Origin of the sequence: Caballeronia arvi, assembly GCF_001544695.2 — a bacterium.
Classification (GTDB): domain Bacteria; phylum Pseudomonadota; class Gammaproteobacteria; order Burkholderiales; family Burkholderiaceae; genus Caballeronia; species Caballeronia arvi.
Window position 1 is genome coordinate 69,828 of record NZ_FCOM02000016.1, and the last position, 23,303, is coordinate 93,130.

Genomic DNA, 23,303 nt, shown 5'->3' on the forward strand with positions numbered 1-23,303 from the left:
TCCCGTTTCAGCGTGCTGATAAAGGAGCAGTCATGTTGGAATCCTCCGCCCAGCAGCTTGGCGATATCGACATTTCCCCCACCGAACGCGAAGAGCAAAGAGAGGCCGCGAGCGGCGGCTTTCTCGATCGTTACTTCGGCATTTCGAAAACCGGCAGCACCGAAAAACGCGAAGTCGTCGCGGGTATCACGACGTTCCTCGCGATGGTCTACTCCGTGTTCGTCGTGCCGGGCATGCTCGGCAAGGCCGGCTTCGATACGAGCGCGGTGTTCGTCGCCGTGTGTCTGACGACTGCTTTCGGCTCGCTTCTGATGGGCGTGTGGGCGCGTCTGCCGATCGCGATCGGCTGCGCGATCTCGCTCACCGCGTTCACGGCTTTCGGCCTCGTGCTCGGCAAGGGGCTCACCCCCGCCATCGCGCTCGGCGCAGTGTTCCTGATGGGCGTCGTGTTCACGGCGATCTCCGTCACCGGCGTGCGCTCGTGGATCCTGCGCAATCTGCCGACGGGTGTTGCGCACGGCACGGGCATCGGCATCGGCCTGTTTCTGCTGTTGATCGCGTCGAACGATGTCGGCCTGATCATCAAGAATCCCGCGCCCGGCATGCCGGTGTCGCTCGGGCATATCACGGCCTTTCCGGTGCTGATGTCGGTGCTCGGTCTCGCTGCGATCTTCGGTCTGGAGCGCCGGCGCGTGCCGGGCGGCATCCTGCTCGTCGTGATCGGTCTGTCGGCCATTGGCCTGATCTTCGATCCGTCCGTGCGCTTTCATGGCATCTTCGCGCTGCCGTCGCTGTCGGCGCCGGGCCATTCGTCGCTGATCGGCGCGATGGACATCAAGGGCGCGCTCTCGATGGCCGTGCTGCCGAGCGTGCTCGCCCTCGTCATGACCGCCGTGTTCGACGCGACCGGCACGATCCGCGCCGTTGCGGGCCAGGCGGGCCAGATCGACCAGAACGGGCGCATCGTCAACGGCGGGCGCGCGCTGACCGCGGATTCGCTGAGCTCGATCTTCTCGGCCTGCTTCGGCGGCGCACCGGCGGCGGCGTATATCGAATCGTCGGTGGGCGTGGCGGCGGGCGCCAAGACGGGGCTGGCTGCGACGGTCGTCGGCGTGTTGTTCCTCGTCGTGATGTTCCTCTCGCCGCTCGCCGCGCTCGTGCCTTCCTACGCGACGGCGCCCGCGCTGATGTACGTCGGCCTGCTGATGCTCGGCAACGTCAGCAAGCTGCATTTCGACGATATCGTCGACACGATGTCCGGCCTCGTCTGCGCGGTGTATATCGTGCTGTCGGCGAATATCGTGACCGGCATCATGCTCGGCTTCTGCACGCTCGTGATCGGCCGGATTGTTGCGGGCGAATGGCGCAAGCTGAATGTCGGCACGGTGGCGATCGCAGTGGTGCTCGCCGTGTTCTATCTCGGCGGCTGGGCGATCTAGTTTTCTCGCGGGAACGGCGCGCTCGTTCGACAGGACGGCGCGCCGTTTTTGCGTTTACTTCATCTCGATGGCGACACTTCCCGTCTCCAGCAACGACTTGAGATTGGAGAGAATCTTGGGCCAGCCGCCCGACACGGCCTCGATGAACTTGCGGCCCTCGCTCACGTGCGTGACGGTGAGCTTCACGGCAGCGTCGCCCTGCCTTTCGATTTCGTAAGTGCAGCGCGACCAGCCTTCATCCTTCAGATCGTCGCGGAATTCGTTGCGCCATTTCAGCACGAGGCGCTGGCCCGGCTCCGCTTCGAGCACTTCCCCCGAATCCGCGACGCGTCCATCGGAAAACAGCATCTTCCACGCCGAGCCGACGGTCCAGTCGGATTCCTGGTGCATCGCGAACCAGTACCTCTTCTGCCACTCGGGCGATGTCAGCGCGTCCCACAACTTCTCGGGCGTCGTGCGAATGTAGGTGACATAGACAAAGGTTTCACTGGTCATGATCGTCTCCTTCAAGCGTGCGTTTGAGGTCGGACAGCGCATCCAGGCGCGGAAGCTCGAACTTGCTGATCCAGCGTCGCGCGATCTCGTGGATCGGCACCGGATTGAGAAAGTGACGCTTCTCGCGGCCGTGACGCTGCGTCGCCACGAGATTCGCGGCTTCGAGTATCGCGAGATGTTTCGACACAGCCTGGCGCGTCATGCGAAGGCCGTCGCACAGTTCGCCGAGCGTCTGGCCGTTCTCGACATGCAGCCGGTCGAGAAGCTGCCTGCGGCTCGCATCCGCCAGGGCGCGGAAAACCGAATCGTCATCCATGAGGACATTATGCAACCATTTGGTTGCATGTCAAGGCGAACTACACGACCCAAAACGACGACGCCCCGGAAGCCTGAGGCTTCCGGGGCGTCGACTGATGCGCTTGACCGGGCTGCTGCTGCGTGCTGCTTACTTACGGCGATACGATTCGACGAGAATCTCGCAGTTTTGCAGATGCAGTTGCAACGCGCGATTCCACTCACGACGCAGCGCAGCCTTTGCGGCGCGCAACGAGGAACCGAGCGAAACGAACAAGGATTGTTGAGCGGTGGTTTTCATGAGCGTCTCGGGGTAAGTAGCTAAGGGATAACCCTGAATATACGCCGATTACGCTGCATTGCAACAACTTCTCAAAAAAGCAACAGGGTATTCCCTAGGTCCACCGGTCAGTTTTGCTGCGGCGAATCGGGCGTGAGCTGCACGCCCTTCTTGAAAATGAAGCACCCATATCCGCGCGTTTCGCCCGTCGCGATCACGCAGTAGGCGTTTTTCGCGCGCTCATAGAACGCGAAACGCTCGATCGATGCGAACGGCACCGCGCGGCTTTCGGCGGCGTCGATTTCTCGCTGCGCTTCGTGCTGAACCGCGGGCAGCGCGGCCGCATCGCCGACGACTTCCATGCGCTCGGCAGGATGCTCGACGAACGTATCCAGCGGCAACACCGACAGCACAGCCCGCACCGCGCGCGGCGCGCTCACGCCGTCGAGCCGCAGCACGCGGCCGAGCACGGTCCGTCGCGCGACGGAATCGGCGGGAAAGTTGGCGTCGCAGATCACGACTTCGTCGCCGTGCCCCATCGCGCAGAGGGCGTGGAGGATGTCGGGATTGAGCAGCGGATCGATGTTCTTCAACATGTTTTCTTGTTCTCCATGACGTAAGACCGGCCGAATCTATGGTACCCGCCGCGGCACGCCTACGGCACGAGCAGGTCGCCCGTGCGCGCCGCGTCTTCGCCCGCGATACGCGCTACCAGCATGCCCGCCGTCGCGAAACGCGTCCAGTGGCGCGCGTACAGCACGCCGTCCGTCTGCGCGACGAGCGGCACGAGCCGGTCGTCGAGCGGATCGAGCACGTCGGCGATGATGTCGCCCGCGCGCACCGTCTCTCCGACTTCCCGCCGATGCAGGATCACGCCCGACACCGGCGTATGCAGGTACTCGCATCCGGCGAGCGGCGTTGCGGGACGACGCAGCGCCGGCAGCTCCGGCGCGTCGCCCGGAATCATCCCGATGTGCGTCAGATAGTCGACGATCGCCTGCGCATCGCGCGCCGCCATTTCATGCGATACGTCGCGCACGCCGCGCAGTTCCAGCGTGACCGGCGTCATGCCCTGCGGAATCGGAAAACGCTCGCCGAACACGCCGCGCAGATAGCGCCACGCCGAAGCGCACGCTTCGTCGAATGGCTCGCCGCCGGAGACTTCCGCGAGCAGTTGCGCGTCGCTACCGAGAAAGCGCGCGAGCGGCTCGACCGCGGGCCACGCCTCGGGCGTCGTGTAGAGATGTGCGACGGCTTCCCAGTCGCAATGAAGATCGATGACGAGATCCGCGTCGCACGCGAGCTTCATCAGTTCGATGCGTTGCGAATCGAGCTCGGTAGACGGTGTCAGCGCCGCGAAGTGCTCGCGCAGGGCGGCGCGGATGAGCCGCGCGTTATGGGTCGCATCGTCCGTCAGGCAGTGCTTCAGTTTCAGCGCCAGCGCGGGTCCGGCCTCGGGAAAACGCCGGTTGAAATCCTGGCCCGAACGCATCTCGAAGCGGCCCATCTGCGCGCCGAACCAGTGCTGATTCAGCCCCGCCGGATTGGCGACCGGCACGAGAACGACGCGCGCGGCAAGCCGTCCGGCCGCTTCCAGTTCGGCGAAATGCCGCTTCAGATACCACGCGACGACCATGCCCGGCAGTTCGTCCGCATGCAGCGAGGCCTGGATATAGACCTTCGGCGATGTATCGTCGTCCCGGCCGAACGCGTAGCTCGTGATCGCGCGCCCGGTGCCGAGCGACGCGCAAACGAGCGGATGGTGATGAACCTGCATCTTTTCGAAAGCTCTCGTGAAAAAAGAAAGGCACCGCGAACGATGCCTTTCCCGTGCGAACGTGTCAGACGGCGATTACTGGATCGAGATATCGGTCTCGAAGTACTTCGCCATGATGCGCTTGAACGTGCCGTTCTTCCTGATCTCGGCGAACGCGCTGTTCAGGCCGTTCTTCAGGTCGGCATCGCCCTTGCGCAGACCGATGGCCGTGCCCGGACCGATGATCGCCTTGTCTTCGACGATCGTCCCGACGAGCGCGAACGGCTTGCCCTGCGGCTTCTTCAGAAAACCGATGGCGGCTTGCGCGGCATCGGTGAACATCGCGTCGATGCGGCCCGCGACCAGATCGGCCTCGACCTGTTCCTGATCGCCGTAAGCCACGACCGTCACGCCCTGCGGTTCCCACTTCACCTTCGCGTAGCGCTCCTGCACCGTGCCCTGCTCCACGCCGACGCGCTTGCCCTTGAGCGCCTGCGCCGTCGGCAGGATGCCGGAGCCCGCGCGCGCGACGAGCTGCGCATGCGTGTCGTAGAGCGGATCGGTGAAATCGATCTGCTTGAGTCGCTCTTCAGTGATGCCCATGTCGGACAGCACGGCGTCGAACTTGCGCGCCTTCAGGCCGGGAATCATGCCGTCGAAATTGTTCTCGACCCATACGCACTTGACCTTCATCTGCCCGCAAAGCGCATTGCCGAGGTCGATGTCGAAACCGGCGAGCTTGCCATCGGCCTGCTTGGATTCGAACGGAGGATAGGACGGATCGACGGCGAAACGGATTTGCGTGATTTCTTTGGCTTGCGCGGAAATGGAAACGGCGGCGAGTGCGGCAATGACAGAACACACAGCGAGCGATGCAGACTTCTTGAATGACATGCTTTTCCTTCGGGACTTTCGATGAGACGGCGAGACAGTGCGCGAGCAATCTCGCGCAATTGCGCGCAAAACCGCGAATGGTAACAAAAACCCACGATTCAGCGCACGACCTCCGTCAAGGCACGACTGAAAGAAACAGGAAAGCCGCGAAGATCACGAGATGCACGACGCCTTGCAGGACCGTCGAGCGGCCCGTGCCGAGCGTGATGACGGACACGAGCAGCGTGAGCGCCAGCATGACGATTTCCTTGTTCGCGAGTCCGAGCGCGATCGGCTGGCCGATGACGATCGATACGACCGCCACCGTCGGAATCGTCAGGCCGATGCTCGCGAGCGCGGAGCCGAGCGCGAGATTCAGGCTCGTCTGCAGGCGGTTCAGGCGCGCCGCGCGCAACGCGGCGAGGGCTTCGGGCAACAGCACGAGCGCGGCGATCACGACGCCCACCAGGGCTTCGGGCGCACCCGCCGCCGCGATGCCCGCCTCGACCGCCGGCGACAGCAGCTTCGCGAGCCCGACCACCGACACGAGCGACAGCATCAGAAACACGAGCGCGATCCACGCCTCGCGGCTCGTCGGCGGCGGCGCGTGGGGCGCGTCGTCTTCCGCGCGCGCATCGGCGGCGACGGGCGGCGTGTACGGCAGAAAATAATCGCGATGACGGATCGTCTGCACGAACACGAACGTCACGTACAGCACGAGCGAAATCACGCCGACGAAAATCAGTTGCGACGTGGACAGCGCAGGCCCCACGACCGTGCTGGTGAAGTTCGGCAGCACGAGCGTGAGCACGGACAACGCGCAGAGAATCGCGAGCGCCGCGCTCGCGCCTTGCAGTTGAAAGTCCTGCACGTGATGCCGCAAGCCGCCGACCAGCAAACACAGTCCGACGATGCCGCAACCGCAGATCATGATCGCGGCGAACACGGTATCGCGCGGCAGGCCGGCTTTTTCCGGGCCGCCGGAGAGCATCACCGAGACGATCAGCGCGACCTCGATCACCGTGACGGCAACCGCGAGCACCAGCGTGCCGAACGGCTCGCCGACCCGATGCGCGACCACTTCCGCGTGATGCACGGCCGCGAACACCGCAAATGCCAGCGCGATGGACGCGAGCGCGATCAGCACGCCGCCGTGAATGACCGAGGCCGCGCCGAGCACGACGAGCGCGAGTATGGGGGTAACGAGGGTCCAGTCCAGTTTGAGTTTCATCGGCGCTCCGGGCGGATCGGGTGAATGGGATCGTCGGCTCATGCGATGTGGCCACAAGGTCGCAGCAAAAACGCGCCGAATGCGTCGGACCCGTTCGGGCGGCGCGCGTGCAGGGAAATTGCCGTGACAAAGGGCCGCAGACCATCGGCATGATAGCGAAAACCCCGCGCGGCGCGTGTTCTCGCGCACGGGTTTGCCATCGGGCGAATTATTCAGGCAATGGTCGGAGATTAGGGCTTGAGCGTCGTCGGGGACAATCCGGGCGTCCGCTTCTAAGCGGGCTAGGCGCTCACAGTGCCGAACGGGGGAGGCTCGGCAGGAATTTGGCAAGATGAACGCGCACAAAGCCGCCCGCAAGCACGGCCCTGCGCGCTCGCGCACGTCATGCGCTGCCGCTTTCCCTGAAGTAGAGACGCCGCGGCAAGCCCCATACGATCAGCATCGCGCCGAGCAGGCAAGCGAACGCGATCGCGTAGAGGCCGGGCGTCGCGCTGCCGGTCATCGTCTTCACCTTGCCGACCATGTACGGACTGATGATGCCGCCGAACTGCCCCACCGAATTGATGAGCGCGATGCCGCTCGCCGCCGCGATGCCGGTGAGAAAGCGCGTCGGCAAGATCCAGAACAGACCCAGCGACGTGATGATCCCGGTCGCCGCGATCGTCAGCCCGATCACGAGCATCACCGTGTTGCCCGGAAAGAAGCCGCACAGCACGTAACCGACCGTGCCCGCGAGCGCGCATGCGCCGAGATGCCAGCGGCGCTCGCCGGTCCGGTCCGAGTGCCTGCCGATCAGAATCATGCCGATGCCCGCGACCGCGTAGGGCAGCATCGAGATCAGGCCGATCATGAACGGATCGCTCGTGCCCGCGGTCTTCACGAGCTGCGGCATCCAGAAGACGAGGCCGTAGATGCCCATCGCGAGAAAGAGATAGATGAGCGCCATCACGAGCGTCACGGGCTCGCTGAGCGCCGCTTTCAGCGAATGCACTTCGCCCACTTTCGGATCGCTCGCGAGTTGTGCCTTGAGCGCGCGTTTTTCGTCGGCGTCGAGCCATTTCGCGTGATCGACGTCGTCATCGACGAAAGCGAGCACGACGAAGCCGAGCAGCACCGACGGAATGCCTTCGAGCAGAAAGAGCCATTGCCAGCCGGGCATGCCGTTGAGGCCATCGCAGAACTTCATGATCGCGCCCGAGAGCGGGCTGCCGATGATCCCGCACAGCGCGATCGACGCCATGAAAAACGAATTGATGCGCCCGCGCCGCGACGACGGAAACCACTTCGTGAAGAAGTACAGCGCGCCCGGCACGAAGCCCGCTTCGAGCGCGCCGATCAGAAAGCGCAGCACGTAGAACCACGTGTCGGTGCGCACGAACATCATGCACGCCGATGCGATGCCCCACGTGATCATGATGCGCGCGATCCAGCGCTTCGCCCCGACGCGATGCAGAACGATATTGCTTGGCACTTCGAACAAAAAGTATCCGACGAAGAACACGCTTGCACCGAAGCCGTACATCGCATCGGAGAAGCCGAGTTCGCTTTGCATCTGCAGCTTCGCGAAGCTGATATTGATGCGGTCGAGATACGAAAACACGAAGCATGCGACGAACAGCGGCACGAAGCGCCAGAACACCTTGCGGTAGATCTGGGCGTCGTCGTGCGCAAGCGCGCGCGGGGCGGCGATGGAATCCACGTTTGTCTCCTTTGGTTTTTATTGACCGCGGTATCAGTAAGTCGCGCGCCCTCCCGACAGATCGAACACCGCGCCCGTCGTGAACGAATTCTCCGACGACACGAGCCACGCGACCATCGACGCGATCTCCTTCACTTCGACGAAGCGCCCGCGCGGAATCTTCGACAGCATGTAGTCGATATGCTCCTGCTTCATCTGCTCGAAGATTTTCGTGCGCGCGGCGGCGGGCGTGATGGCGTTCACCGCGATATCGAGCCCGGCCGTTTCCTTGCCGAGGCTCTTGGTCAGCGCGATCACGCCGGCCTTCGCCGCGCTGTACGCCGACGCGTTCGGATTGCCTTCCTTGCCCGCGATCGACGCGATATTCACGATGCGTCCATAGCCGCGTGCAATCATGGATTTGACGACCGCCTGGTTCACGTGAAAGGCCGCATTCAGATCGACGTCGATCACGCGCGCCCATTCTTCCGGCGCATAATCGGCGACCGACGCGTTCGCGCCCGCGATGCCCGCGCTGTGCACGAGCACGTCGATCTTGTCGAAGCGCGCGAGCGTGGCCGACGTGGCGCGTGCAACGGCATCGCGATCGGTTAGATCGACGAGCACGGTTTCCACGTCGCCGGCCTTCGCAAGTGAGGCGCGCGCTTCGGCCAGCGCGCCTTCATCGCGATCCCACAACGCGACACGCGCCCCGCCTTCGACGAGGCGCTGCGCCACCGCATAACCGATGCCCTGCGCCCCGCCCGTCACAACAGCCGCGCGATTCGTGAAGTCGTACCGGTTCATGCGTTCACCGTGCGTTGTTGTTGTTCGCCCAGTCCTTCGATGCCGAGGCGCATCGTCTGCCCCGCGCGCAGATAGACCGGCTCGGGTTTCTGGCCCATGCCGACGCCCGGCGGCGTGCCCGTCGAAATGACATCGCCCGGTTGCAGGCTCATGAAGCGCGAAAGGTACGAGACGATCTCGCCGACCTTGAAGATCATCGTGCCGGTGTTGCCATTCTGATAGCGCTTGCCGTCGACTTCGAGCCAGAGCGGCAGCTTGTGCGGATCGGGCACTTCGTCGGTGGTGACGAGCCACGGGCCGATCGGACCGAACGTGTCGCAGCCCTTGCCCTTGTCCCACGTGCCGCCGCGCTCGATCTGATACTCGCGCTCGGACACGTCGTTGATCACGCAATAACCGGCGACGTGGCTCATCGCGTCGGCTTCGTCGATATACGCGCCGCCCTTGCCGATCACGACGCCCAGTTCCACTTCCCAATCGGTCTTTTTCGAGCCGCGCGGAATGCGCACGTCGTCGTTCGGGCCGACGACCGCCGACAGCCATTTGTTGAACACGACCGGCTCGGCCGGCACCGGCAGATTCGATTCCGCCGCGTGATCGGCGTAGTTCAGCCCGATGCAGATGAACTTGCCGATGCGTCCCACGCACGGCCCGATGCGTTCGCCCGCAGGCACGCTCGGCAACGTCGACGGATCGAGCTTCGAAAGACGCGCGAGCGATTCGGGCAGGAGCGCATCGCCGGCGATATCGCCGATGACGGCCGACAGATCGCGGATCGTGCCGTTGGAATCGAGAAGGCCGGGTTTTTCGCGGCCTGGCGCGCCGTATCGCAAGAGCTTCATGGGTCGTGGCTTCCTTGAACAGTTGAACGGAAACCCACAATGTAGAGAACGCGGCGGCCCTTGAATAATGAAAGCTGCGGCACGGGCGATAACTTTGCGTTATCTTCGTGTTCTCCCTGATAAACCGTCGCGCGCATGCTGCCGAACGTCGATTCCATTGCCGCGCGCCTGCGGCTCAAGCAACTGCGTCTTCTGATCGCGCTCGACGATCACGGCTCGCTGCATCGCGCCGCCGATGAAATGGCGCTCACGCAGCCCGGCGCGACCAAGGCGCTGCGCGAGATCGAAGCGACGCTCGGCGCGACGCTGTTCACGCGGTCCGCGCAAGGCATCCAGCCCAACGAACTCGGCCGCTGCGTGATCCGCTATGCGCGGCTGATTCACATGGACGTCGCGCACTTGCGCGAGGAGATGGCGGGCATTCTGCAAGGCACGGGCGGGCGGCTCGCGATCGGCGCGATCACGGGCGCCGTATCGGGCGTGCTCGTCGATGCGCTCGCGCGTCTGCGGGAGCGACAGCCGGCGCTGACCGTCGAAGTGGTCGAAGACACGAGCGCGCGGCTGCTTTCGCTGCTCGATCAGGGACGGCTCGATGTCGCGATCTGCCGCGCCAGCGTCGCGCGCCAGCCCGATCATTACCACTACGTCGAACTGCGCGACGAACCGCTCGCGATCGTCGCGGGCGTCGCGCATGCACTCGTCGATGCGCCGCACGTCGAGCTTGCCGACCTCGCTTCTAGCCGATGGATCGTCTATCCGGCCATCATGCCGATTCGCAGCCTCTACGAGCGCGAGTTCAAGGAAGCGGGCTTGCCGCTGCCCTTGCATCCGGTCGAAACGGCTTCGACCATCACGACCGTGCTGCTGCTGCAGCGTGACCCGACGCTCGTCGCGATGATGCCGCTCGACATGGCGACCTTTCTCGCGGAACACGGACTCGCGAAGCGGCTCGCGATTGCGGTGCGTTCGCGCACGGAGCCGTACGGCGTCGTGACGCGCAAAGGCGCGGCGCTGCCAGCGCCGGCGCGGCTCGTCATCGAGGAACTGACGCGCGAAAAAAACGCGGACGGGTAAGGTGCCCGTCCGCGTCGCTTCACTGCGCGTGGTGCGTGCTTATGACACCAGTTCGGCGTTCAGCGTGATCTTCGTGTTGCCCGCGAACAGTTTCGACACCGGGCAGCCTTCCTTCGCGGCTTGCGCGGCCTTGTCGAAGGCGGCTTTGTCCGCGCCGGGAATCTTCGCCTTGAGGTCGAGCTGACAAGCGGTGATCGTGAAGCCGTCGCCGTCCTTGTCGAGCGTAACCGTCGACTTCGTTTCGAGGCTTTCGGCCTTCATGCCGGCCTGCTCGAGTTGCAGCGAGAGCGCCATCGTGAAGCAGCCTGCGTGCGCCGCCCCGATCAGCTCTTCGGGATTCGTGCCCGGACCTTCCTCGAAGCGTGACTTGAAGCCATAGGGCGCTTCGTTGAGCACGCCGGTTTGCGTCGTGATGAAACCCTTGCCGTCCTTGATGCCGCCGCTCCATTTTGCCGATGCTGTCTTTTGCACGAAAGTTCTCCCGAAGATGAAGTGGAATTGCGATGACTGTCGCCCGCGCGAACCGTTTGCGAGGCGTGCGCGTCATGACGAACCGCACGTGCCGTGCCCGCTTCGATAGCCTGAACGGTTTCAGACAAGTGCGCCGTCGAGCATCGTAGCGGAACGCGCGAGCGGACGCAGGGACTATGCGAATCGGCTTATAACGTTCGGACGATGGCAGCGTGAAAGCCTTGTTCCGCCCGGCTTTGCGGCAAGTCATCGGTGTCTCACTGCCTTTGAGCAACTTCATTCGTATGGTCAAAAACGAACGATTCACTTAGCATCCTTTCACCCGCCGTTTTGACCGATGCGCGATAAGGCGCAGTTCGGTCGCTCGTCAGATACGGCATCGTTTTTCGCATCTCCTGGCAACAAGCATGAACGCACTACCTCAACCGAAAACGCATCAGATCGTGGATCGCATCAACGCGCTGCAGGCTGCTTCGCCGCGCTTCATCGACACGGCGGAAATAACGCCGCTCTCGCGCGAATGGAGCGCGATCAGACATGACATCGATCGGCTCATGCGCGTGGACGCGTGCGCCGCGTGGGAATTGACGGGATCGTGGCGCGCGCTCGCCGGCGACGTTGATGGCGCGGAGGCAGCGTTCAGAAATAGCGTGGCGCTCGGGCAGACGGGCGTGAATCGCGAGAACTGGATGATCACGCGGCTGAATCTGGGGTTGTTCTCGGGCGCGCAGGCGTTGTTTCGCGAGTTGTGCGTGGCGCGAAATCGGAATATCGCTGAGATCGCACGGTGTGGGTTTCTTGCGGGGGCGATCGGCCGCACGGCCGAATTGATCGAAGGAGCGCGCAACACGGGCGTCGAGCTGGACGATGCCTGGTCCGAGCAAGTGATGGAAGCCCGTTCGATCATGACGGATGCGAACGTCACCGACGAAGACATCGGGGATCGGCTCGATTGCGGAGGCACGGTGTTGAGACGGCATGGGTATCAGGCTGTCATCGTGCCGCACGTCCTGTCGGTGGAGGGCGTCTGCCGCACCGTGAGTTACAGGCTGCTCGTGCCGCTCCCGTTCGAGCCGGCACACAACATGACTTACGAGATGATTCCCGAGGAAGACAAGCTGGAGCGTTTCGACCTAAACGCACTTGCTGTCTGGATCGAAGGCGGGCGTCTATGAGCAGCACGGCGGAGGAACTTATCGAATGCGCAACCGCGTTGCTGAGCGATGCGGCAGATGAACCGCGGTTTCGGGCCGTCTGCAGCCGGGCGTACTACGGCGCATTCCACGCGGCGCATGCGTTCCACCGGCAACTGCCTGTGCCCGGTACCGTCGGACACGCGCGTGGCAGTCATGAACAGCTGATCGCGCAACTGGGTAGTCCCATGATCAAACCAGGCGATGAAAAGTACCGGATATCGAAAGCGATCGCCAGCGACTTGGCGCAGTTACGCAATGCACGCGTCATGGCGGACTACCACCTCGACGAGCACGTCGATCACGAACTGGCATCGAAGTCCGCTGAGCTCGCCCTGAACGTTTTAAAGAGCACCACATAACATGGGCCCACCGACCGACCGCATCTCCGAAGACCGCACCCTGCCGGACCGCGTCGACGTCGTCATCATTGGCGGCGGCATCATCGGCATCAACACCGCGCGTGCGCTCGCCGCGAAAGGCCTGTCCGTCGCCGTCTGCGAGAAGGGAGCCATCGCCGGCGAGCAATCGAGCCGCAACTGGGGCTGGTGCCGCGCGACGCATCGCGACCTGCGCGAGCTCGAACTCAGCCTCGAGAGCCTGAAGCTCTGGCGGCGCATCGATGCGGAACTCGGCATCGACACCGGCTTTCGCGAATGCGGCATCCTCTATGCCGCCGACGACGCCAAAGCCCTCGCCGATCACGAAGCCTGGCTCGCGCGCGCCGTCGCGCTCGTCGGCCGCGACGCACTCGATTCGCGCATCGTCTCCCCTAGCGAAACCGCCTCGCTGATGTCGGGCACCTCGCGAAGTTTCGCCGGCGGCATCTACACGCCGGGCGACGGCCGTGCCGAACCCCAACGCGCCGTGCCCGCGATGGCCGCCGCGCTGCGCGAGCGCGGCGTGAAAGTGCTGACGCCCTGCGCGGTCCGCGGCATCGAGACGAGCGGCGGCGCGATCAGCGGCGTCGTCACCGAATACGGACGTATCGGCTGCGCGAGCGTGGTCGTCGCGGGCGGCGCGTGGACGCGCTACTTCGCGGGCAGCCTCGGCGTCGAGGTGCCGCAACTCATGGTGCGCTCGTCGGTCATGCGCACGTCGGAAATCGACACCCCCGAAGACGGCCCCGACGTGAGCGCGTGCAATCAGGAGATGGGTTATCGAAAGCGCCTCGACGGCGGTTACACCATCGCCAACGCGTTTCACAGCTATCACGACATCACGCCGGACAGCTTTCGCCTCTTCGCCCAATTCCTGCCCGCGCTGAAGAGTCAGATCGGCTCGATCAAGCTCGGCCTGAACGCGCGCTTCTTCGAGGAACTGCGCCGGCCGCGACGGTGGCCGCTCGACCGGCCGACGATCTTCGAGACCGCTCGCACGCTCGATCCCGCGCCCGTCGAATCCTTCAACCAGGCAGCCCTCAAGGAATTCCGCGCACTCTTTCCGGCGCTCGCCCATCTGCGCGTCGAGCAGGCGTGGGCCGGCTACATCGATGTCACGCCCGACGCGGTGCCGGTCATTTCGGGCGTCGAGCGCAGGCCGGGACTCTTCATCGCGACGGGTTTCTCGGGTCACGGCTTCGGCATCGGGCCGGGTGCGGGCCAATTGATGGCCGACATCGTCGCGAACGACGCGCCGCTCGTCGATCCAGAGGCGTTTCGCCTGTCGCGCTTTTTCGACGGCAGCAAGATCGAGATCGACGGCGGATTCTGACGGATCGGGAGACACGCGCCCGTCGCCTGCACGCGCTAACATACCGCTTTTGCGGCCGTCGCTTGTGGCGGCGGTCGCCCGGTTCAGTCAAACGGCGCGCGTGCGCCGTTCGTTTTGGGGCTCACATGGCATCCACGCCTGTTCTTTACATCGACGTCTGGTCGGACTTCATCTGCCCGTTCTGCTATCTCGAGACGCCCGTGCTCGATCAGTTCCGCAACGCATACGGCGATGCGGTCGAGATCCGCTGGCACGCGTTCGAATTGCGCCCGGAGCCGACGCCCCTGCCCGATCCGAACAGCGAGGCGATCGTCGATTCCTGGGAAAACTCGGTGCGTCCGCTTGCGGAAGAGCGTGGCATGACGATGCGTCTGCCGCCAGTCACGCCGCGCAGCCGCAAGGCCTTCGAAACCGCGATGTTCGCGCGCGAATCGGGCCGCTACGATCTCGTGCATCGCGCGATCTTCAAGGCGTATTTCGAGGAAGGCATCGATATCGGCGACACCGACGCGCTGCTCGATATTGCGGCGGCGTGCGGCATCGATCCGGAGATGCTCGAAGAAGCGCTCGATGACGGCACGTACACCGATCTCGTGATCGAAGACGAAGAGTTTGCAAAGAAGCTGGGCGTGGCCGGCGTGCCGTTCGCGGTGCTGTCGCGCGAGCCGGCGCCCGGCCAGGAACCGCCGGCGCCGATCGCCCTGCGCGGCGCCGCGCCGGTCCAGCATTTCGAAGCGGCGGTCGAGCGGCTCTTTCCTGACGGCTTTCCGGGCAACTGAAGCCGCTGCCGCAAGCCGGCGATGCTAGCTGTGCTCGGCCATGAACGATTTCAGCGCGATACGCTGCGACGGCTCGACCGATTCGAACTCGAGCCCGTAGGCCGCGCTGCCATCGGCCGGATCGATCGTGCCGACATGGCGCACGATCGCGATCGTGTCGATCTTCACGTCGACGCCATCGGTCTTGAACTGAAACGACAGCCTCAGGCGATCGCCCACGTGCGCGGCCGGATTCGCGGCGGTCAGCGACATGCCATAAGGACTGATGTCGCTCACGCGGCCCAGTTGCCGCGCGGCGTGCGGCTGGCCATCCGGGGCGAAATGTGCTGCGAGGCGCGTCGGCATGCGCGCAAACTTGCGCGTGCGCAATCTGCGGATCGCGCCCGGCGCCGACAGCACCGCGTAGTTGAACGGCTCGCGGCAGGTGGCGTCGACGGTGCAGGCAAAGCGGAACACGCCCCGCCCCGTGAGCGCGACGAGATCGACCTGCTCGCCGAGCGTCAGGTCGAGCGGGGAGAAACCCGTCATCACCGGCTGTGTCACGAAGAGCGAACGGTCGCCGTTGCGGCGCGGCGTGGAAAACCCGATCACGCGGCTCGCATACATGACGGAGCCCGTGCCGCCCGTACCCCGCAAGCCGACTCGCGCACCGATCGTGAGACCGATATCTTCCAGTGTCAGCGGACCGTCCCCGGCGGCCGCGTCATCGGGCACGCTCGGCGCTGGCTCCTGCACCGCGCGGTGCGGCTCGAAATGGCGAAACATGAACTCACGCGCCGACGCATCCGGCACGACGGCACCCGCAGCGAACAGCAATGCGCCGTCGGCGGCCACGATAGGCCATTCGAGCGCGGCGTTGAGCGGTATCTCGGAAGGGTGGAGGCGAACCAGTAACTGGCGCGCTTCTGCGACGGTTTCTTCGGTCATCTTATAGGACGATTCTTAAGCGTTTCCGCAATCGTCGTGCTTGCCGAAGCCGCCGTCAAGAGTCGTATGGCAACTTTTACGTTAGCGCACTGATATTTGTTTCGAATTTACGACTGGTGCGGCCGCACGCGCAGAAGGAGGTTTATGCGCATAAAAGTTTTATCGAGATAACGCGCTCAGCGGATCATCGCGCCGGACTCGCTTGAGGGCGACCCTGCACGCGACGGCCCGCTCGTCACACTTTCGATCGCGGCAAGCACCTGCGGCACGTCGGGCGGCGCGCCGTCCTCGCCCACCGAGACCGAGCGGCCCGGATCGTTCACGCCGAAATGCTCGCGCGAAGTCGCGGCAAACAGCATGACGGTACGACGCTGCAACGCATGCGCCAGATGCACGAGTCCGGTGTCGGCGCCGACGACGAGTTCTGACGCGCGGATCCAGTGCGCGCATTCCAGGACGGACAGTTTCGGCAGCACGATCGCGCCGGGAACGAGCGCCGCGATCGCTTGCGCTTCGCCTTGTTCGCGCTCCGTGCCCCACGGCAGCGCGATCGTATAACCGCGCGCGGTGAGCCATCGGCCGACTTCGCCCCAATGCTCTTTCGGCCACTTTTTCACGTCCGCCGATGTCGCGTGGAACAACATCGCGATGGGCGCGCCACGCGGAATATTCAGATCACGCGCGAGCGCCGGCAACTGAATGTTGTAGTCGGGCGTCTCATCGAATCGATAGCCGAGCGCCTCGGCAACACTCACGCGCATGCCGCGCCACGCATCGGTGAGCGGCCGCGGGCCGAAGCGCGCGTTGTACGCAAACGCCGCGCCCCGTTCCCCGAGATCCTTGTTCAGATAGCCGAAGCGCCGCCGTCCCCGCGCGATGAACGCGATGATCGCGCTCTTGTAGACGCCGTGGATATCGACGATCACGTCGTATTTTTCTGCGCGAAGTTCGCTGATCGACGCAGCGATGTCCTTCAGATCGTTCCAGTTGCGCGCCTTCTTGAACTTGCGCAGCGGCGCGCTCAGCACGCGATCGACGCCCGGATTCCAGCGGATGATGTCGGCAAACGCGGCGTCCGCGGCCCAGTCGACCTTGACGGATGGAAACGCGCGCCTCAGATCCGCAACCACCGGCAGCGTCTCGACGATATCGCCGAGCGACGTGACTTTGACGATCAGAATTCGCTTCATGAATAGTACGGAAATGCTCCGGTACGTGGCCGATCCGGAGGACGTCACGTCGCACGGGACGAATGGCCGCGCCCGGAAAACCAGCGATTCTAATGACTTTGAGACGCGCGCGGTGTCAGCGTTTGTAAGCGCTGCCCTCAAGCCGCACCGGCGAAGCGCCCGCGTCTCGACGCTTCAGCATAGCCCATTTCGAGATGAAAGCCGGCTCTGCCCGCCGCGACGGCGCTCAGAGCGAGCGCGCCGAGAAGGTGTCGCACTGGCTGACGTCGCCTGACGACATGCCGCGCCGCAGCCAGCGTTGCCGCTGCTCGCTCGTGCCATGCGTGAACGCCTCGGGCACGATGCGACCTTGCGATTGCTGCTGCAATCGATCGTCACCGATCGCGGCCGCCGCGTTCAAGCCTTGTTCGAAATCGCCGGGCTCGATCAGCTTCGCGTTCTGTTGCTGCGCGACCGCGGCCCAGACACCCGCAAAGCAATCTGCCTGCAACTCGACACGCACCGACAGCGCGTTGGCCTGTTCCCGCGACAAGCGCGAGCGCGCCTGGTCGACCTTGCCCATGATGCCGAGCACGTTCTGCACGTGATGCCCGACTTCATGCGCAATCACATAAGCCTGCGCGAAGTCGCCGCTCGCGCCGAAGCGGTCGCGCAGTTCGCGATAAAACGAGAGATCGATATAGACCTTGCGGTCTCCCGGACAATAGAACGGACCCATCGCCGTCTGGCCGGTACCGCACGCGGTTTGCGTCGCGCCGGAGAACATCACGAGCCTGGGCGTCGGATAGTCCTGATTGAACTGCGCGCGGAAGATGTGCTGCCAGGTGCGCTCGGTGTTGCCGAGCACGCGGCGCACGAATACTGCGCCGGCGTCGTTGGCGGGCGGCGCGTTGCTCGGCGCGGCCTGCTGTTGCGGCGCGTTGCCTTGCAGCACCTGCGCGCCGTTGATGATCGTCATCGGATTGATGCCGAAGAAATACGACGCCGCGAGCGCCACGATGATCGTACCGATGCCGATCGATCCGCCGCCGACCCGAAAGCCGCCCCCGCCGCCCCGCCGGTCTTCGACATTCCGACTTTCTGCTTCGTCATCGAGGCGCATGATGCTTCTCCTTGCTGCTCGCGCGGTGCGCGTGTTCAAAAGCCATTATGGTACCCGCCCGGCTCGCACGTCTCGTGCCGACGCATCGTAAAACTTCTTTCCGTGCCTTCCGCGAGTCGGATCGAACCGTGCGGTCGATTGTCGCGAAAGCGCCTGCGCGCTCTTGCCGCACCGCACCATCCGCCCATCTCGAAATCATCGGCAAATCAATCTGCTAGCGGCGCCAAAGCCTTGAAATTGCGGCATTTGCGCGCAATGCAAAATTCCTGACGCAGCGCAACAGTCTCTCGAAATAGCGCTACTCTTCGGCCCGTAACACGTCTTATTCGGTACAGGGCATACCCGCTTCCTACGGCGGGCGCGCGTGAATTTCAAGGCACAAAGTCATCATGCATTCGACTCCCGAAGCACTCGATCTGGCGCGGATCCAGTTCGCGTTCACCGTCTCGTTTCACATCATCTTTCCTGCGCTTTCCATCGGGCTCGCGAGTTTCATCGCGGTACTCGAAGGCGCCTGGCTCAAAACCGGCAAACCTGTCTACAAGGAACTGTGCCTCTTCTGGTCGAAGGTCTTTGCCGTCGCGTTCGGCATGGGCGTCGTGTCGGGCGTCGTCATGGCGTACGAGTTCGGCACCAACTGGGGCGGCTTTTCGACCTTCGCCGGTCCCGTCACCGGGCCGCTGCTCACGTACGAAGTGATGACCGCGTTCTTTCTCGAAGCGGGCTTCCTCGGCATCATGCTGTTCGGCTGGAACAAGGTCGGTCCGAAGGCGCACTTCGGCGCGACGCTGATGGTCGCGATCGGCACGCTCATCTCGACGTTCTGGATTCTCGCGTCGAATAGCTGGATGCAGACGCCGCAAGGCTTTCGCATCGAAGGCGATCATGTCGTGCCGGTCGACTGGTGGGCGATCATCTTCAATCCGTCGTTCCCGTACCGGCTCGCGCATATGGCGATCGCGGCGTTCATCGTCGCGGCGCTCGTCGTCGCCGCCACCGGCGCGTGGCATCTGCTCAAGGGCCGCCGCGATCCGGCCATCAAAAAGATGTTCTCGATGTCGCTCTGGCTGCTGCTCGCGTTGACGCCGATTCAGGCGCTCGTCGGCGACGCGCACGGCCTGAACACGCGCGAGCATCAGCCGGCGAAGATCGCGGCGATCGAAGGCATCTGGGAGACCGAGAAAGGCGGCACCGCGCTCAATCTCTTCGGCATCCCCGATATGGAAGCGGAGACGACGAAATACGCCGTGTCGATTCCGCATCTCGGCAGCCTGATCCTCACGCACAGCTGGGACGGCGAGATTCGCGGCCTGAAGGAATTTCCGAAGGAAGACCGTCCGAATTCGACGCTCGTGTTCTGGAGCTTTCGCGTGATGGCGGGTCTCGGCGTGCTGATGATCGTGATGTCGTTCGCCGCGTGGTGGCTGCATCGCAAACGCAGGTTGTTCGATGCGCGCTGGTTCCATCGCTTCGCGCTCGCGATGGGCCCGACCGGTTTCATCACGCTGCTCGCGGGCTGGGTCACGACCGAAGCGGGCCGCCAGCCGTGGGTCGTCTATGGCGTGATGCGCACGGCCGATGCCGTGTCGCCCGTCACCGCGCAGCAGGTCGGCGTGTCGCTGCTGGCGTTCGTCATCGTGTACACGATCGTGTTCGGCACCGGCATCTACTACTTGCTGAAGCTCTTGCGTCACGGTCCCGCGCTGCCGGGCTCGCATACGCAACCATCCGACGGCAGCGCGCATCGTCCGTTGAGCCTCCCGCAACAGTCCATCGAAGGAGCGTAAGCACATGGACCTGACTCTCGCCTGGGCCGCGATCATCGCATTGGGCCTGTTCCTTTACGTGGTGCTCGACGGCTTCGATCTCGGCATCGGCATTCTCTTTCCGTTCTTTCCCGACCAGCATGATCGCGACGTGATGATGAACACCGTCGCGCCCGTCTGGGACGGCAACGAGACCTGGCTCGTGCTCGGCGGTGCGGGACTTTTCGCCGCCTTTCCGATGGTCTATTCGACCGTGCTGTCCGCGCTCTATCTGCCGCTCGTGCTGATGCTCGTGTGCCTGATCTTCCGCGGCGTGTCGTTCGAGATCCGCGCGAAGGCGCAGCGCACGAAGCACATGTGGGATCTCGCGTTCATCGGCGGATCGGCGGGCGCGACGTTCTTTCAGGGCGTGGCACTCGGCGCGTTCCTCGGCGGCATTCCCGTCGCCGATGGCCGCTTCGCCGGCGACGCCTTCGGCTGGTTCTCGCCCTTCTCGATCTTCACGGGCGGCGCGCTCGTCGTCACCTATGCGCTGCTCGGCGCGTGCTGGCTGATCGCGAAGACCGAAGGCGACTTGCAGCGGCGCGTGTATCGCGTCGCGTGGCCGCTGACGGTGTTGCAACTCGCGACGATCGCGGTCGTCAGCATCTGGACGCCGTTGCAGGATGCGGGCATCGCGTCGCGCTGGTTCGATTCGCCGTTGTTCTATCGCCTGTTGCCGGTGCCGGTGCTCGTCGCGGTCTGTGCGTGGGCGATGCGCCGCTCGATTCAGTCGCGCCACGAGAAGCGTCCGTTCGCGGTGGCGCTCGGCTTCGTGCTGCTCGGTTATGCGGGCCTCATCGCGAGCATTTCACCGCACGAGATTTTTCCCGGCGTCTCGATCTGGGATGCGGCCGCGCCCCGTTCCAGCCAGCTCTTCACGATCGTCGGCGCGGCGGTGATTCTGCCTGTGATCGTCGCGTACACGACGCTAGGCTATTGGGTCTTCAGAGGAAAGGTGCGTCATGGCGAACATCACTACCATTGAGCGTGCGCGCAAGGCGTTCTGGTTCGTCGCACTTTGGATGGCGGGCGTCGGCGGCGCGATGCTGCTCGCGCTGCCGTTCAAGCTGTTGATCAAGGCGGGGGCGGCGATTCATTGAGCGGGCACGCTCAAAACCACGCCGCCGCAATCACCCCGCTCACGATCCCGAACACGACAACGGTTACCGCCACCACCGCCAGCACGCGCGACGGAAACGACCGCGCGAGCATCGCGAGCGACGGCACGCTGACGGGCGGCAAGGTCATCAGCAGCGCGCCGGCCGGTCCCGCCGCCATGCCGAGCGACAGCATCGCCTGAATGATGGGCACCTCGCCCGCCGTCGGAATCACGAAGAGCGTGCCGGCGACGGCGAACGCGACGATCCACAGCAGGCCGTTATCGATGTCCGGCCCGATGTGGGGAAAGAGCCACGCGCGCGCCGCGCCGAGCAGCAGCACGAGGACGATGTACTCCGGTACGAGCCGCAAGGTCATGCGGCCGAGAATCTTCACCCAGCGCGAGAACGCCGTGCCCGGCTCATCCTCTTCGACCAGTTTCGCCAACGCCGCGCGCGATGCCGTCGCCTGCGCGGGCGTCACCATGCGATTCACCGCATAGCCCAGGCCGAACACCATCAGCACGCCCAGCACGAGGCGCAAGCCGGTCCATTGCCAGCCGAGCACGAAGCCCATGAAAACCAGCGCCGCCGGATTGAGCACGGTATTGCCGAGCCAGAACGCGACAGCCGCGCCCGGCGCCGCCTCACGCGCGCGCAAACCCGCGACGACCGGCGCCGCGCAGCACGTGCACATCATTCCTGGCAAGGACATCAGTCCGCCGTTCACGACGCTGCCGAAGTTATGCTCGCCGAGCGCGCGCGCGACCCAGCGCGGCGGAATCAGCGCCTGCACCGCGGAGCCGAGCAAGAGGCCGAGCACCATCGCTTGCCAGATCGCTTTGCCGTAGGCCATCGCGTAATCGAGCGCGGCCTGCCACGACGGCTCCGGCGCGCTCGCGGCCGTGCCCATCAGAATGGACTTGCCGATCGAATGCTGGCTCGCCGCGACGAACGCCCGGTTGTAGTACGGAAACCATTTGACGTAGAAGAGTCCCACGACGGCGATCAGCAGGAACACCATCCAGCCGAGAGCGACGCGAGGTTGTCGGAGCGTGGTCATGATTTTTTCTTTGAAGAAGTGAGATGGAATCAGAGCGCGGGCGTCGTCTCGGCGAGCCGGACGAGCAAGGCTTTCGCCTGATCGACGCTATCGGCATCGTTCGGACGGAACTGCATGGGCGACGCGTGCGGCAATCCCGTATAGAGCGCCTGGCTGCTGCGTCCGTACGCGGGATCGTAATGACGGTCGATCAGCTCGGCAAAGAGCGCGGCGCGCGCGTCGTCGTCGATCAGACGATGCCAGTGCGTAACGAGCTCGCGGCTATGCAGTCCGATGAGCTTCGACAACTGCGTCTTGAAGAAGGCGGGATCGTCGAAGAGATGCGCGTAATCCTGCAGCAGAAACGCGATGCGGTCTTCGCGGCGCGCTTCCACCCGCACGCACGAGGCCGCGTGCAGGCTGTCGAGCACGGCATCGGGCACCGTGATCGCGCCGATGCGCCGGCCTTCCGCTTCGGCGAAAACCGGTTGTGCCGGATCGAAGGCCGACAGCGTCTGCAGCAGCGCCGAATCGAATGCCTTTTGCGACGGCTGCGGACGCCCCGGCAACGCGCCGAGCAGCGATCCGCGATGCGCCGCGAGCCCTTCCAGATCGAGCGTCTGCGCGCCCGCCGACGAGAGCGCCTGCAACAGCCGCGTCTTGCCGCTGCCCGTGTGGCCGATCAGGACGACGTAGCGAAACCGCCGTGGCATCGTGCCGAGCCGCTCCATCACGTCGCGCCGGTAGCTCTTGTAGCCACCGTCGAGCTGACGCGCCTGCCAGCCGATCATATTGAGCCACGTCGTCATCGAGCCGGAGCGCTTGCCGCCGCGCCAGCAATAAATGAGCGGACGCCAGTTGCGCGGCTTGTCCGCGAAGAGCGTGTCGAGATGATGCGCGATGTTGCGCGCGACCATCGCCGCGCCGACGCGCGTGGCCTCGAACGGCGAGACCTGCTTGTACATCGTCCCGACGATCACGCGCTCCTCATTGCTGAGCACGGGCGCGTTGATCGCGCCGGGAATGTGATCCTCGGCGAATTCGAGCGGCGTGCGGACGTCGACGATTTCATCGAAATCGCGCAGACGGTCGATGGAAACGAGCAGGTTTTTCACGGGCTTGCGGGCGGGCCATGGCTGAATCGAGCGAAAAATTATCGCATGCGGGCGCATTTCGGCTCTCGGGACGCGTTTTTGTCCCGATGCGCGGACG

The 23,303-nt window shown here is 64.3% G+C and carries 25 protein-coding genes; 9 read left to right on the plus strand and 16 right to left on the minus strand.

All coding sequences use genetic code 11. The features are described 5' to 3' along the window. Nucleotides 1–32 precede the first annotated feature (32 nt). Complete coding sequence (locus AWB74_RS19465) at nucleotides 33–1,439, plus strand: NCS2 family permease (protein WP_096032023.1); 1,407 nt, start codon at nucleotides 33–35, stop codon at nucleotides 1,437–1,439. A gap of 54 nt (nucleotides 1,440–1,493) precedes the next feature. On the opposite strand, the gene AWB74_RS19470 is transcribed toward AWB74_RS19465, so the two are convergent. The 10 genes from AWB74_RS19470 to AWB74_RS19510 all read right to left on the minus strand — a co-directional run bounded on the left by AWB74_RS19470 (nucleotide 1,494) and on the right by AWB74_RS19510 (nucleotide 9,695). Beyond that, a complete protein-coding gene (locus tag AWB74_RS19470) occupies nucleotides 1,494–1,934 on the minus strand; it encodes an SRPBCC family protein (RefSeq protein ID WP_061148373.1) in 441 nt (146 codons plus the stop codon). Then, a complete protein-coding gene (locus AWB74_RS19475) occupies nucleotides 1,924–2,250 on the minus strand; it encodes an ArsR/SmtB family transcription factor (protein ID WP_061148374.1) in 327 nt (108 codons plus the stop codon). Before AWB74_RS19475 ends, AWB74_RS19470 begins: the two co-directional genes overlap by 11 nt. 129 nt (nucleotides 2,251–2,379) lie before the next feature. Further along, a complete protein-coding gene (locus tag AWB74_RS46435; RefSeq protein ID WP_160110283.1) occupies nucleotides 2,380–2,529 on the minus strand; it encodes a hypothetical protein in 150 nt (49 codons plus the stop codon). A 107-nt stretch (nucleotides 2,530–2,636) separates the two neighbouring features. After that, entirely contained in the window at nucleotides 2,637–3,104 is a 468-nt protein-coding gene (locus AWB74_RS19480; RefSeq protein WP_061148375.1) for an RbsD/FucU family protein, read from the minus strand. Nucleotides 3,105–3,163: 59 nt separating this feature from the next. Next, the gene (locus AWB74_RS19485) at nucleotides 3,164–4,285 is read right to left on the minus strand and encodes a succinylglutamate desuccinylase/aspartoacylase family protein (protein ID WP_061148376.1); all 1,122 of its coding nucleotides are present in this window, start codon (nucleotides 4,283–4,285) and stop codon (nucleotides 3,164–3,166) included. A 75-nt stretch (nucleotides 4,286–4,360) separates the two neighbouring features. Then, a complete protein-coding gene (locus tag AWB74_RS19490) occupies nucleotides 4,361–5,158 on the minus strand; it encodes an ABC transporter substrate-binding protein (RefSeq protein ID WP_061148377.1) in 798 nt (265 codons plus the stop codon). A gap of 115 nt (nucleotides 5,159–5,273) precedes the next feature. Then, complete coding sequence (locus AWB74_RS19495; protein WP_061148378.1) at nucleotides 5,274–6,368, minus strand: calcium:proton antiporter; 1,095 nt, start codon at nucleotides 6,366–6,368, stop codon at nucleotides 5,274–5,276. 382 nt (nucleotides 6,369–6,750) lie between these two features. Further along, the gene (locus tag AWB74_RS19500; protein WP_061148379.1) at nucleotides 6,751–8,067 is read right to left on the minus strand and encodes an MFS transporter; all 1,317 of its coding nucleotides are present in this window, start codon (nucleotides 8,065–8,067) and stop codon (nucleotides 6,751–6,753) included. Between the two features lie 33 nt (nucleotides 8,068–8,100). Beyond that, nucleotides 8,101–8,853, minus strand: coding sequence for an SDR family NAD(P)-dependent oxidoreductase (locus AWB74_RS19505; RefSeq protein ID WP_061148380.1), 753 nt, complete (start codon nucleotides 8,851–8,853; stop codon nucleotides 8,101–8,103). After that, complete coding sequence (locus tag AWB74_RS19510; RefSeq protein ID WP_061148381.1) at nucleotides 8,850–9,695, minus strand: fumarylacetoacetate hydrolase family protein; 846 nt, start codon at nucleotides 9,693–9,695, stop codon at nucleotides 8,850–8,852. Before AWB74_RS19510 ends, AWB74_RS19505 begins: the two co-directional genes overlap by 4 nt. A 135-nt stretch (nucleotides 9,696–9,830) precedes the next feature. Here AWB74_RS19510 and AWB74_RS19515 point away from each other — a divergent pair, with 135 nt between their 5' ends. After that, the gene (locus tag AWB74_RS19515; RefSeq protein ID WP_061148382.1) at nucleotides 9,831–10,769 is read left to right on the plus strand and encodes a LysR family transcriptional regulator; all 939 of its coding nucleotides are present in this window, start codon (nucleotides 9,831–9,833) and stop codon (nucleotides 10,767–10,769) included. Between the two features lie 39 nt (nucleotides 10,770–10,808). Here AWB74_RS19515 and AWB74_RS19520 read toward each other — a convergent pair whose 3' ends face one another. Next, nucleotides 10,809–11,240 carry an OsmC family protein gene (locus tag AWB74_RS19520; protein WP_061123217.1) on the minus strand — a complete coding sequence of 144 codons (432 nt, stop codon included), beginning with the start codon at nucleotides 11,238–11,240 and terminating at the stop codon, nucleotides 10,809–10,811. 407 nt (nucleotides 11,241–11,647) lie between these two features. On the opposite strand from AWB74_RS19520, the gene AWB74_RS19525 reads away from it, so the two are divergent. The 4 genes from AWB74_RS19525 to AWB74_RS19540 all read left to right on the plus strand — a co-directional run bounded on the left by AWB74_RS19525 (nucleotide 11,648) and on the right by AWB74_RS19540 (nucleotide 14,925). Continuing rightward, nucleotides 11,648–12,415: a hypothetical protein gene (locus AWB74_RS19525; RefSeq protein ID WP_061148383.1), complete on the plus strand. Its 768-nt coding sequence runs from the start codon at nucleotides 11,648–11,650 to the stop codon at nucleotides 12,413–12,415. Then, entirely contained in the window at nucleotides 12,412–12,795 is a 384-nt protein-coding gene (locus AWB74_RS19530; RefSeq protein WP_061148384.1) for a HEPN domain-containing protein, read from the plus strand. The genes AWB74_RS19525 and AWB74_RS19530 overlap by 4 nt, the downstream gene beginning before the upstream one ends. 1 nt (nucleotide 12,796) lies before the next feature. Continuing rightward, the gene (locus tag AWB74_RS19535) at nucleotides 12,797–14,146 is read left to right on the plus strand and encodes an NAD(P)/FAD-dependent oxidoreductase (RefSeq protein WP_061148385.1); all 1,350 of its coding nucleotides are present in this window, start codon (nucleotides 12,797–12,799) and stop codon (nucleotides 14,144–14,146) included. A 125-nt stretch (nucleotides 14,147–14,271) separates the two neighbouring features. After that, nucleotides 14,272–14,925: a DsbA family oxidoreductase gene (locus AWB74_RS19540; RefSeq protein ID WP_061148386.1), complete on the plus strand. Its 654-nt coding sequence runs from the start codon at nucleotides 14,272–14,274 to the stop codon at nucleotides 14,923–14,925. A 24-nt stretch (nucleotides 14,926–14,949) separates the two neighbouring features. Here AWB74_RS19540 and AWB74_RS19545 read toward each other — a convergent pair whose 3' ends face one another. From AWB74_RS19545 to ypfJ, 3 genes are all read right to left on the minus strand, one after another. Then, entirely contained in the window at nucleotides 14,950–15,852 is a 903-nt protein-coding gene (locus AWB74_RS19545; RefSeq protein WP_061148387.1) for a flagellar brake protein, read from the minus strand. Between the two features lie 176 nt (nucleotides 15,853–16,028). Continuing rightward, nucleotides 16,029–17,042: a lipopolysaccharide heptosyltransferase I gene (waaC, locus tag AWB74_RS19550; protein ID WP_061148388.1), complete on the minus strand. Its 1,014-nt coding sequence runs from the start codon at nucleotides 17,040–17,042 to the stop codon at nucleotides 16,029–16,031. Between the two features lie 226 nt (nucleotides 17,043–17,268). Further along, nucleotides 17,269–18,144 (minus strand): KPN_02809 family neutral zinc metallopeptidase, encoded by an 876-nt coding sequence (gene ypfJ / locus AWB74_RS19555; protein WP_061148389.1) that lies wholly within the window; start codon nucleotides 18,142–18,144, stop codon nucleotides 17,269–17,271. Nucleotides 18,145–18,533: 389 nt separating this feature from the next. On the opposite strand from ypfJ, the gene AWB74_RS19560 reads away from it, so the two are divergent. The 3 genes from AWB74_RS19560 to AWB74_RS45700 are packed head-to-tail and all read left to right on the plus strand — an operon-like array spanning nucleotide 18,534 to nucleotide 21,052. Further along, on the plus strand, nucleotides 18,534–19,931 hold the full coding sequence (locus AWB74_RS19560; RefSeq protein WP_061148390.1) for a cytochrome ubiquinol oxidase subunit I: 1,398 nt from the start codon (nucleotides 18,534–18,536) through the stop codon (nucleotides 19,929–19,931). A gap of 4 nt (nucleotides 19,932–19,935) precedes the next feature. Beyond that, nucleotides 19,936–20,937, plus strand: coding sequence for a cytochrome d ubiquinol oxidase subunit II (gene cydB, locus AWB74_RS19565; protein WP_061148391.1), 1,002 nt, complete (start codon nucleotides 19,936–19,938; stop codon nucleotides 20,935–20,937). Continuing rightward, nucleotides 20,915–21,052: a DUF2474 domain-containing protein gene (locus AWB74_RS45700; RefSeq protein WP_143749284.1), complete on the plus strand. Its 138-nt coding sequence runs from the start codon at nucleotides 20,915–20,917 to the stop codon at nucleotides 21,050–21,052. Before cydB ends, AWB74_RS45700 begins: the two co-directional genes overlap by 23 nt. A gap of 10 nt (nucleotides 21,053–21,062) precedes the next feature. On the opposite strand, the gene AWB74_RS19570 is transcribed toward AWB74_RS45700, so the two are convergent. Next, nucleotides 21,063–22,115 (minus strand): permease, encoded by a 1,053-nt coding sequence (locus AWB74_RS19570; RefSeq protein ID WP_061148392.1) that lies wholly within the window; start codon nucleotides 22,113–22,115, stop codon nucleotides 21,063–21,065. A gap of 26 nt (nucleotides 22,116–22,141) precedes the next feature. Then, nucleotides 22,142–23,206 (minus strand): tRNA 2-selenouridine(34) synthase MnmH, encoded by a 1,065-nt coding sequence (mnmH, locus tag AWB74_RS19575; protein ID WP_061148441.1) that lies wholly within the window; start codon nucleotides 23,204–23,206, stop codon nucleotides 22,142–22,144. Nucleotides 23,207–23,303: the final 97 nt, after the last annotated feature.

Coding starts and splice junctions, on each gene's coding strand:
- AWB74_RS19515 (WP_061148382.1), top strand. CDS start 9,831: ATGCTGCCGAACGTCGATTCCATTGCCGCGCGCCTGCGGCTCAAGCAA.
- AWB74_RS19470 (WP_061148373.1), bottom strand. CDS start 1,934: ATGACCAGTGAAACCTTTGTCTATGTCACCTACATTCGCACGACGCCC.
- cydB (WP_061148391.1), top strand. CDS start 19,936: ATGGACCTGACTCTCGCCTGGGCCGCGATCATCGCATTGGGCCTGTTC.
- AWB74_RS19490 (WP_061148377.1), bottom strand. CDS start 5,158: ATGTCATTCAAGAAGTCTGCATCGCTCGCTGTGTGTTCTGTCATTGCC.
- AWB74_RS46435 (WP_160110283.1), bottom strand. CDS start 2,529: ATGAAAACCACCGCTCAACAATCCTTGTTCGTTTCGCTCGGTTCCTCG.
- AWB74_RS19540 (WP_061148386.1), top strand. CDS start 14,272: ATGGCATCCACGCCTGTTCTTTACATCGACGTCTGGTCGGACTTCATC.
- AWB74_RS19535 (WP_061148385.1), top strand. CDS start 12,797: ATGGGCCCACCGACCGACCGCATCTCCGAAGACCGCACCCTGCCGGAC.
- AWB74_RS19475 (WP_061148374.1), bottom strand. CDS start 2,250: ATGGATGACGATTCGGTTTTCCGCGCCCTGGCGGATGCGAGCCGCAGG.
- AWB74_RS19485 (WP_061148376.1), bottom strand. CDS start 4,285: ATGCAGGTTCATCACCATCCGCTCGTTTGCGCGTCGCTCGGCACCGGG.
- AWB74_RS19480 (WP_061148375.1), bottom strand. CDS start 3,104: ATGTTGAAGAACATCGATCCGCTGCTCAATCCCGACATCCTCCACGCC.
- AWB74_RS19495 (WP_061148378.1), bottom strand. CDS start 6,368: ATGAAACTCAAACTGGACTGGACCCTCGTTACCCCCATACTCGCGCTC.
- AWB74_RS19560 (WP_061148390.1), top strand. CDS start 18,534: ATGCATTCGACTCCCGAAGCACTCGATCTGGCGCGGATCCAGTTCGCG.
- AWB74_RS45700 (WP_143749284.1), top strand. CDS start 20,915: ATGGCGAACATCACTACCATTGAGCGTGCGCGCAAGGCGTTCTGGTTC.
- AWB74_RS19545 (WP_061148387.1), bottom strand. CDS start 15,852: ATGACCGAAGAAACCGTCGCAGAAGCGCGCCAGTTACTGGTTCGCCTC.
- AWB74_RS19505 (WP_061148380.1), bottom strand. CDS start 8,853: ATGAACCGGTACGACTTCACGAATCGCGCGGCTGTTGTGACGGGCGGG.
- ypfJ (WP_061148389.1), bottom strand. CDS start 18,144: ATGCGCCTCGATGACGAAGCAGAAAGTCGGAATGTCGAAGACCGGCGG.
- AWB74_RS19525 (WP_061148383.1), top strand. CDS start 11,648: ATGAACGCACTACCTCAACCGAAAACGCATCAGATCGTGGATCGCATC.
- AWB74_RS19510 (WP_061148381.1), bottom strand. CDS start 9,695: ATGAAGCTCTTGCGATACGGCGCGCCAGGCCGCGAAAAACCCGGCCTT.
- waaC (WP_061148388.1), bottom strand. CDS start 17,042: ATGAAGCGAATTCTGATCGTCAAAGTCACGTCGCTCGGCGATATCGTC.
- AWB74_RS19465 (WP_096032023.1), top strand. CDS start 33: ATGTTGGAATCCTCCGCCCAGCAGCTTGGCGATATCGACATTTCCCCC.
- AWB74_RS19530 (WP_061148384.1), top strand. CDS start 12,412: ATGAGCAGCACGGCGGAGGAACTTATCGAATGCGCAACCGCGTTGCTG.